Annotated in this window: 2 protein-coding genes; both read left to right on the forward strand. The window is 31.6% G+C overall.

Annotation, left to right across the window (positions count from 1 at the left end; genetic code table 11):
* Positions 1-77: 77 nt before the first annotated feature.
* Entirely contained in the window at positions 78-545 is a 468-nt protein-coding gene (locus AB1422_19495) for a hypothetical protein (GenBank protein ID MEW6621486.1), read from the forward strand.
* 9 nt (positions 546-554) lie between these two features.
* Positions 555-1,343 (forward strand): restriction endonuclease subunit R (locus tag AB1422_19500; GenBank protein ID MEW6621487.1); only part of this gene is annotated, 789 nt, incomplete at its 3' end.

Genomic DNA, 1,343 nt, shown 5'->3' on the forward strand with positions numbered 1-1,343 from the left:
TAATATACAAATAAGCAAAACAAAAAAATGGGAGAAAGTCAAGAAAAAAGTTGAGAGAGCTCTTATTTGGAAGAGGGGTGAGACTGAAAGGCAAAGGAATGTCCCTTAAGAGGAGTGATGGTAAAAGTTTGGTGCAATTTTTAGAAATGCTCAATATTTACGGTATTAAAGCCGATTATCTGAACAAGTTTTTAGAAGCGATTAATAAAGAAGAGGTAGAATTTGAAACAATTGAAATACCAGTTATACCGCAACATGAGGAAAAATGGAAAAGCCTTTATACACTTACAAAAGATGAGAAAAAGAGATTTGAAGAAAAGGAAATTCTAAGATTAGAACTTGATGATAAAATTTCTCCCACAATAGACCTTTTACTAAAGATATCAACATATCTGGCTAAAGAAAGAAAAGAAGAAGGCATCAAGATAGAGCAAATTAGAGCTGAAGTTAAAAAGGAAAAGATACCAGGAGACATAATAGATTTATTTGACTGGGATAAAATTTGGGAAGAGATTTGCGATTTTAGAATTGCAAGAAGATATTAGAATTTAATTTTGGAAAGAGAGAGATTAAAAGATTTGCTTTTATCGGGTAGATATGAAATTCTGGCATTGCCTGAGATTCTAAAGGTAAAAACTCAGGATGATGTAATGCGGTTAGAGGATATAGCGATTCTTGTTATCAAGAAATACACAGATCTGTTTTATAGGAAATATGCAAAGCGTTTTGAGACAGGAAACTTGAATTATAATAATGTAGGTAAGCAAATGGTGCTTCCTTTTGTTTCAGAAAAAGGCGAGAAATATGTTTTACAAATAAAGAAAAAAGATGAAAAAGGAAAACCTATAAACAGAGATTTAATTAACAAAATTAAGGAATTAAAAAGAAACCTTAATAAACTCCTGAAAGAAGAGTCAGAAGAATTGCCGAGAGTTTATTTGGACTCTCATCTTTATCTTCCTATACTTGTTCAAAGCACGAAGATAGATAAAATCTCTCCAGAAGAATTAGTAGAAAGTGAAGCAGATTTTGTTAAAGAATTAAAGGAGTATTTAAAAAGAAACAAAGAAAGGTTCAGAAATTATAAGATATATCTTTTACGCAATTTCCCCAAAATTGGAGTGGGGTTTCAGTTACAATGGTCAGGTTTCTATCCTGATTTTATTATGTGGATAACAAATGGCAAAAAGCAAATTATGGTCTTTGTCGACCCAAAGGGATTAGTGCATACAAAAGGATTGGACGATGAAAAAGTAGTCTTTGCAGGATTTAAGTCAAGCGATTCCGATGCAATCACCATTAAAGATATAGAGAAAAAACTCGGTAAAGAAAATGTAGTATTA

The sequence above is a fragment of the bacterium genome, assembly GCA_040757115.1.
Lineage (GTDB): Bacteria > UBA9089 > CG2-30-40-21 > CG2-30-40-21 > SBAY01 > JBFLXS01.